The sequence below is a fragment of the Flaviramulus sp. BrNp1-15 genome, from assembly GCF_022259695.1.
Classification (GTDB): Bacteria; Bacteroidota; Bacteroidia; order Flavobacteriales; family Flavobacteriaceae; genus BrNp1-15.
The window spans coordinates 2,739,744-2,747,500 of record NZ_CP092099.1 but is presented as its reverse complement, the minus strand read 5'-3'; the positions used below and the strand labels follow the sequence as shown (position 1 = coordinate 2,747,500).

The following is a 7,757-nucleotide window of genomic DNA, read 5'->3' as shown; positions in this document are numbered from 1 at the left end:
GAGCATTGCTGAGTAGCTACGTTGGGAAGGGATAAGCGCTGAAAGCATATAAGCGCGAAACCCACCACAAGATGAGATTTCTTTAAAGGGTCGTGGAAGATGACCACGTTGATAGGCTATAGGTGTAAAGGCAGTAATGTCATAGCCGAGTAGTACTAATAACCCATAGGCTTATTGTACGCCTGTTTTTTTATAAGTTCAATACAATTATTAATAAGTTCATGTATAGCGACGATTATCGTCCTTTTTTCAATATGTTAAGATATTTGCAGCAAAAGCTGCAGTTAACAACTAAAAGTTAAAAACGAACAGTTTAAAGACTGTTAACTATAACTTATTAACTGTTAACTTAAAATTTAAGGTGGTTATAGCGATGGGGCTCACCTCTTACCATTCCGAACAGAGAAGTTAAGCCCATTAGCGCCGATGGTACTGCATTTGTGGGAGAGTAGGTCGTTGCCTTTTTTGGAAACCCTTCATAGAAATATGAAGGGTTTTTTTTGGCATATGGTGAAATAACTCAGAAATATTTAAAGTTATACCATCGGCACCAATGGTAATACATTAGGAGAGCGTAGAGACGTTGCCTTTTTTGAATCCTCAATCTAATTTTTAGATTGAGGATTTTTTTTTGCGATAAACTGAACTAAAAACAATCTAATCTATTAGAGCCGATGGTACTGTATTTGGAGAGCGTAGAGTCGTTGCCTTTTTTTAAGTACTTTATATTTTTTATATGGAGCTTTTTAGTATCTAGATTTTATAGCATTTCGACTGCGCTCAATGTGACATTTCGTTAACCTATACTTTTTAAGACAACCTTTTTTAGGCTATACTGAATTATTTATTTTATCATCATTACATGTCATGTTTTGATACATTCTGTCAATTCGAGTGAATTTAACGATTGAAATGAGTGAAATTTGTATCGAGAATAGGGGTTTAAGCTTAAAAAAGAGTTCTCGATACGATTCCGATGTATATCGGAATCACTCGAACTGACATTCTAACTAATAATTTAACCCAAAAGGATAACAGCTTATTTTATATTCTATAATTTATCTTATTTATTAATATCTTTAAAATTCTTAGATACCATTAAAAGCCTCAGAATAAATTTAAAATGATTTACACGATTATAGATGTTGAAACCACAGGAAGAAGTAATAAGCTTACCGAAATATCTATTTTTAAGTATGATGGTACTCAAATTATAGATGAGTTTACCTCTTTAATTAATCCGGAGCTATTAATTCCAGATTATATTACTGCGCTTACAGGTATTGATAATGGTATGGTTGCTGATGCTCCTACATTTTCTGAAATCGCCAACACCATTTTATCTTTTACCGAAAACTGCATTTTTGTAGCACATAATGTAAATTTCGATTACAACGCTATTAGAAATGAATTTAAAGCCATAAATATAGATTTTAACAGAAAAAAATTGTGTACCATACGGTTAGCTAGAAAACTGATTCCTGGACATAAATCGTATAGTTTAGGAAAACTTAGTAATGCTTTAGATATTCATATTGTTGACCGACACCGGGCTAGAGGCGATGCTGAAGCTACCGTTATTTTGTTTGAGCGCTTACTTAGTCAAGAACAAGCGGAAACGGTATTTAATGAGTTTTTAAAAAAATCATCTAAAGAAGCGACATTACCATCACATTTACCAACGGCGGTTTTTAATAATTTACCAAACACACCTGGTGTGTATTATTTTAAAAACAAAAAGGGTAAAATTATTTATGTTGGTAAAGCTAAAGACATAAAAAAGCGTGTACTAAGTCATTTTTATAGTAAAACTAAGAAATCTTTGGCTATGTGTAGAGAGACTGCCCATATAGACTTTGCACTTTCTGGTACCGAACTTATAGCGTTACTTATGGAAGATGCTGCCATTAAACAGCATTACCCAGAATACAACCAAGTGGCAAAACGTGCCACGAAAATGTATGCTATTTTTAGTTATACCGACCGAAAAGGCATTATACATATGGCATATAATACACTTAAAGCCACACCAAACCCAATACTGACTTTAAACTCTATAACCGAATGCCGCCAACATATAGAACAGTTGTGTAGCCAGTTTGAACTCTGCCCAAAATATTGCCATTTACAAGAAGCTGTTGCCAGCTGCAACCATTTTAAAATACATACCTGTAAAGGCATTTGTAAAGACCAAGAACCTTATGAGCAGTATAACCAACGCGTGTTACAAGCTATAGACAGCCTAAATAACAACAGTAAAGATGTTGTTTTAAAACAAAAAGGCAGACACGCCCAAGAAGATGCCTTTATTATGATTGAAAAAGGTACCTATTTAGGTTATGGTTTTATAGATAAAACAGAACACATTAATAACACCCAAGATTTAGAACCTTTTTTAATACCGCAAAAGGATAATAACGATATTCAAAAGATAATTAGAAAGGTGTTAGTTAATTTATAAATACTTAGCATTTATTTCTTAAGAGTTTTTTGTATTCAAAAACAAATAATATCTTTTACAGGGATAATGAAGTTATTTGTGTTAAAAACTTTGATAACTCATCAATTCATATTGAATTTATACTTGCTATATTTGAGAAATATAAAACCTGAATAATTGAAAACAGCAAAACCGTTTCTTAAATGGGCTGGTGGAAAAAGCCAACTAATTAATGAAATTAAAAACTCTTTACCACAAGATTTTAAGAAAAAAGAATTTACTTTCATTGAACCTTTTGTAGGTAGTGGAGCAGTAATGTTTTGGATGCTTAATAAATATCCTAATATAAAAAAAGCTGTTATAAATGATATTAACACAGATCTTACAAATACATATATCACAATTAGAAATAATGTTCGAGAAGTAATTGAACAATTAGATGAATGGCAATCACAATATCATAAGTTTATAAATGATATTGATGGGAGAAAGGAATATTATTATGAAAAAAGAACTTTATTTAATACTCGTGAATCAGATAATGTAGTACAAGCTTCTTTATTTATCTTTTTGAACAGAACATGTTTTAATGGTTTATATAGAGTGAATAAATCTAATGGATTTAATGTTCCCATAGGGAGTTATAAAACAGCTCTAATTTGTGATGAAGAAAATTTATTAGCAACTTGTCAGCTATTAAATAAAGGAGTTTATACAAATGATAAAGTCTCTTTTCCAACTGCTGCTTAAAATGGATTTATCTTTCAATATTACTTCAACGAATGACTATATAAGCAATTCTCAAATAGCACGAGTGTTGACAGAAGATTGGGTGAAGAATAATAGTTATTGCCCTAATTGTGGTGAAATTTCACTTATTGAATATGAAAACAATAAGCCTGTTGCTGATTTCTATTGTAATTCCTGTTTAGAACAATTCGAATTAAAAAGTAAAAGAGGTATAAAAGTAGGGAGCAAAATAGTAGATGGTGCTTATAATACAATGATAAAAAGAATCAATTCAATTCAAAATCCTAATTTTTTCTTCTTGACATATGATAAAACAAAATGGAAAGTAAATAACTTTATGATTATTCCTAAACATTATTTTATTTCTGATATTATTGAAAAAAGAAAGCCTTTATCTGATAATGCGAGAAGAGCTGGTTGGGTTGGTTGTAATATTGATTTAAAAAAAATACCCGAAAACGGAAGAATTTTTCTTGTTAAAAATTCTGAAATAATATCAAAAGTTAAAGTTCAATCAAAATGGAAGAGAACAGAATTTTTAAAGACTAAAAAAGTTAATTCTAAAGGTTGGATTTTAGATATTATGAATTGTGTAGATGCTATTAAAAATGATAGTTTTACTTTGAATGATATTTATAAATTTGAAAATCAACTTAAATTAAAATATCCGGGTAATAATTTCATTAGAGATAAAATTAGGCAACAATTACAACTTTTAAGAGATAAAGGTCTAATTGAATTTAAAAGTAGAGGTATTTATAAGAAGATTACTTTATGAAAAAATTCATTATAATCACACCAGAAGGGGAAACTTTAGCTCCAAATCAAAATCAAATTGTAGAAAATCTACAAGTTATTGGTATAGTTGAAAATGTTAATAATTCTGATCAAGCATTAAAGAAATTATTAATAGAAAATGACTGGATTCTTGATGCTGAATTTAATGTAGCAGAATTCATAATTTACGAAATAATATAATTATAAATCAAGATACTTCCCCTGTATCCCTGAATCTTTCAGAGCTTTTGCATTTTCTTTACCGTATGCAATAAATACGCTTGGTGCTCCTGGTGTTCCTGCCTGTACTCCTGTAATATGGTAAAACTTAATCCTACCTTTTACAAAAAGTAAGGCATCAGCAGAATCCCAAACATGATTAAAAAAGCATTTTGTTTCAGTTCTGGCAAATATTAAGGCTATTCCATTGCCATGACATTTCAATTTTTTAAGCCAAAGTTCCATACCTTTTCCATAAGGAGGATTGCAATAAACTCTACCTCTCCATTCTTTTGATAAGCCATTTTGTTTAATTGTGTAATAATTTTTAGCATGATAGAATGGAGCATCGACTGGAGCGCATGGGTCTAAATCAAAACTTCCTAATTTTTTAACTAAATCTGGTGGAGTTAGCCATTCTACTTTAGAGTTTTTTGATTTCTCAAATGAAGTGTTCATAAATAATTAAACTTTATTGTATAAAAAAAATTTCGCTTTACAAAATTGAGAATATATAGATTGTTGTACAACGGAGTATTGTCTACATTTTTTGTAAAAAAACGTAGCCTTGGCTGATAAGTTGCGGGAGCGATAGCAGTGGTTAGCTTTTGGCGAGGCGCGCATTGAGCCAAAACTAGTAACCCTTCGACTGCGCTCAGGATAAACTTCTAGCGCAGTTTTTAAATAGTTATACACTTTATAACAGCCACAGGCTGTTTATTGTTTAATTTTAAATTTAAAAAACCACCCAAAACATAAGACAAATTATTATCTTGAAATTCTAAATTTTTAATGGGTTTAATGGCTGAAAATAGGGAACTGGAATTGGCGTGGGCGTTTGTGAATAATACCAACCGATCGATTTTTTTAACGGGTAAGGCGGGGACTGGTAAAACCACTTTTTTACACCGTTTGAAAATGAGTAGTTTAAAACGCTTGGTGGTGGTGGCGCCTACGGGTGTGGCGGCGATTAATGCTAAAGGGGTGACGATACATTCGTTTTTTCAGATGCCTTTTGGTCCTATTTTACCTGATACAGATTTGAATGCGAGCAAGGTTTTTAATAGGAAGTTTAGCAAGACGAAGATTAATATTATTAAGTCGATGGACTTGTTGGTGATTGACGAGATTAGTATGGTGCGCGCCGATTTGTTGGATGGTATTGATAGAACCTTGCGCCGTTTTAGAGACCGCAACAAAGTATTTGGTGGCGTGCAGGTGTTAATGATTGGCGATTTACAACAACTATCGCCAGTTATAAAAGAGCAGGAGTGGGAGTTGTTGAAGCATGTGTATAGCAATGGGTTCTTTTTTAGTAGTCATGCGTTTCAGCAATGTAACGCCATTACTATTGAGTTGAAGCATATTTACAGGCAGGAGAATCCGAAATTTATAGACATCTTAAACGAAATTAGAAAAAATAGATTGAGTGAAGCTGCTGCTGTAGAATTAAATAAACGGTTTATACCTGATTTTACGCCCGAGCCTGATACGGGTTACATAAGTTTAACCACACATAATAATAAAGCGGAAGCAACCAATAGGGCAGAGTTGGAGAAGTTAACCACCAAGACGTTTACTTATAAGGCGGAAGTGGATGGGAAATTTCCTGAATATGCGTACCCAAATGCAGAACAATTGGAACTTAAAGTGGGAGCACAGGTCATGTTTGTAAAAAATGATAGCAGCCCAGAGAAACGCTACTTTAACGGGAAAATAGGAAAGGTGATTTTGTTGGATGCCGATGAAGTGGTGGTGCATTGTCCTGATGATGATTTTAATATTAACGTAACGCCCGAAATTTGGGAGAATATTAATTATAGTGTTGATGCTGAAACCAAAGCGATTACTGAAGAAAAAATAGGGAGTTACACCCAAATGCCATTGCGATTAGCGTGGAGTATTACCATACATAAAAGCCAGGGTTTAACCTTTGAAAAGGCGATTATTGATGCGCAAGGTGCTTTTGCGCATGGGCAAACTTATGTGGCGTTGAGTAGGTGTAAATCGTTAGAAGGTTTGGTGTTGAAGAGTAAAATACATTCGAGCCAGATTATTAGCGATGGCAATGTTACACAGTTTAATGAGAATGCGGAGCAAAATGCGCCCGATGAGCAGGTTTTAGCAGATTCGCAGACCAATTTTCAGTTGGATTTGATTGCGGAAGTGTTTGCTTTTTATGAGTTTTTGTATCCGTTGAACAGGATTTTAGATATCTTTTATAAGAATAGAACCGTGATTCAAGGTCCTGTTGAAGCTACCTTTTTACCTATTAAAGAAACGGTGACTAATTTTTTAAAAGTGGCCAACGGATTTAATGCCCAATTGAAACAACTTGCTGAAACGGATGGTTTACCTGAAGGGAATAACGTGATTCAAGACCGTTTTAAAAAGGGAATTGGCTATTTTAAAACCGAAACGGAAACTAAAATTACCACGCCTTTAAAAACGTTTGCCTTTACTACAGATAATCAAGCTATTGGTAGTGAGTTTACTAAAAACCTAGATGCTTTTGAAGATTTACTGTCGGTTAAATTGCTTTATTTTAAAGGTTTAGCTAATGGTTTTGGAGCGGAACGGGTTTTGGAACTTCGAGCTAAATCTGTGTTTATGGGGAAAGAGGTGCCTAAGAAACCTAGAAAACAGGTTATTGATGGTACAAGCAATGTAGAACTTTTTGAAAAACTACGCATCCTTAGAAATGATATTGCTGATGCTAAAGATTTAATTCATTATCAGATTTTTACTCAGAAGGCTTTGTATGACATGTGTGAGACCTTACCAACCAACAAACAGGAGTTGTTGAAGGTTAATGGTATGGGGAAAACCCGTGTTGAAAAATATGGTACTGCAATTCTAAAAGTGATTAAAGCCTATTGTGATGAGCATGATATTGAAACATCGGCTGAAGCTGAGATTTTTGATGTTGAGAAGCCTAAACGGAAAAAGGGAGATACTAAAAAAGAATCATTAACACTTTTTAAATCTGGAATATCTATTGACGAGATTGCTGATGCTCGTGAATTGAATGTGAATACGATTATTGGGCATTTGGCTAGTTTTATAGCAACGGGTGAAGTGAAGGTTACGGATTTGATGTCGGTTGAATTTTATGAGGAGTTGAAGGCTATTATTCCGAAGACGACCTTTGAGAATTTATCGGATTTAAAACATCAGTTGGATGATAAGTATAGTTATGGGGAGCTGCGTTTGGTGGTTGAGGAATTGAGGAAGTAGATATAAGTTTAAAACAGATTCTTTCGTCGCGCTTAGGCGCTCCTCAGAATGACTTTTTTTAGCTTAAACTAAAAATTTAATACTGTTAAAAATGCTTGAAGGAGCGATAGGAATGTAATTTACTACACAATTGATTATATTGTCATTTTGACTATCTTTCAACAATTATATATTTAATATGAATGAGTAAATTTATAATGTAACTTATTGTTTTAGTATTGTATTTAAAAAGTCTTTAAAAAAGTTTAAATATTTAATTATCTAGAATATATAAGTATAATTTTAAGAGTTATTTTAGCTCATTAATGGTTTATAATAAAATGAGATTGTTAAA

Annotated in this window: 6 protein-coding genes and 2 rRNA genes (1 of these 8 only partly in view); 7 read left to right on the top strand and 1 reads right to left on the bottom strand. The window is 32.8% G+C overall.

All coding sequences use genetic code 11. The features are described 5' to 3' along the window. The 6 genes from MBM09_RS12145 to MBM09_RS12120 all read left to right on the top strand — a co-directional run. Positions 1-179 (top strand): 23S ribosomal RNA (locus MBM09_RS12145); it begins 2,642 nt to the left of the window's first position. Between the two features lie 178 nt (positions 180-357). Then, a 5S ribosomal RNA gene (gene rrf / locus MBM09_RS12140) occupies positions 358-465 on the top strand. A gap of 658 nt (positions 466-1,123) precedes the next feature. Further along, on the top strand, positions 1,124-2,461 hold the full coding sequence (locus MBM09_RS12135; RefSeq protein ID WP_238673997.1) for an exonuclease domain-containing protein: 1,338 nt from the start codon (positions 1,124-1,126) through the stop codon (positions 2,459-2,461). A 156-nt stretch (positions 2,462-2,617) separates the two neighbouring features. Then, entirely contained in the window at positions 2,618-3,190 is a 573-nt protein-coding gene (locus MBM09_RS12130) for a Dam family site-specific DNA-(adenine-N6)-methyltransferase (protein WP_238673996.1), read from the top strand. Position 3,191: 1 nt separating this feature from the next. Beyond that, positions 3,192-3,968: a DpnI domain-containing protein gene (locus tag MBM09_RS12125; RefSeq protein WP_238673995.1), complete on the top strand. Its 777-nt coding sequence runs from the start codon at positions 3,192-3,194 to the stop codon at positions 3,966-3,968. After that, the gene (locus MBM09_RS12120) at positions 3,965-4,168 is read left to right on the top strand and encodes a hypothetical protein (RefSeq protein WP_238673994.1); all 204 of its coding nucleotides are present in this window, start codon (positions 3,965-3,967) and stop codon (positions 4,166-4,168) included. Before MBM09_RS12125 ends, MBM09_RS12120 begins: the two co-directional genes overlap by 4 nt. Here the strand turns inward: MBM09_RS12120 and MBM09_RS12115 are convergent, their stop codons facing one another. Further along, entirely contained in the window at positions 4,169-4,645 is a 477-nt protein-coding gene (locus MBM09_RS12115; protein WP_238673993.1) for a phage N-6-adenine-methyltransferase, read from the bottom strand. Between the two features lie 342 nt (positions 4,646-4,987). Here MBM09_RS12115 and MBM09_RS12110 point away from each other — a divergent pair, with 342 nt between their 5' ends. Then, the gene (locus MBM09_RS12110; RefSeq protein ID WP_238673992.1) at positions 4,988-7,423 is read left to right on the top strand and encodes a helix-turn-helix domain-containing protein; all 2,436 of its coding nucleotides are present in this window, start codon (positions 4,988-4,990) and stop codon (positions 7,421-7,423) included. Positions 7,424-7,757 lie beyond the last annotated feature (334 nt).

What these genes read in the sequence shown, in the direction of transcription:
- MBM09_RS12135 (WP_238673997.1), top strand. Translation starts at nt 1,124, where the DNA reads ATGATTTACACGATTATAGATGTTGAAACCACAGGAAGAAGTAATAAG.
- MBM09_RS12125 (WP_238673995.1), top strand. Translation starts at nt 3,192, where the DNA reads ATGGATTTATCTTTCAATATTACTTCAACGAATGACTATATAAGCAAT.
- MBM09_RS12120 (WP_238673994.1), top strand. Translation starts at nt 3,965, where the DNA reads ATGAAAAAATTCATTATAATCACACCAGAAGGGGAAACTTTAGCTCCA.
- MBM09_RS12115 (WP_238673993.1), bottom strand. Translation starts at nt 4,645, where the DNA reads ATGAACACTTCATTTGAGAAATCAAAAAACTCTAAAGTAGAATGGCTA.
- MBM09_RS12110 (WP_238673992.1), top strand. Translation starts at nt 4,988, where the DNA reads ATGGCTGAAAATAGGGAACTGGAATTGGCGTGGGCGTTTGTGAATAAT.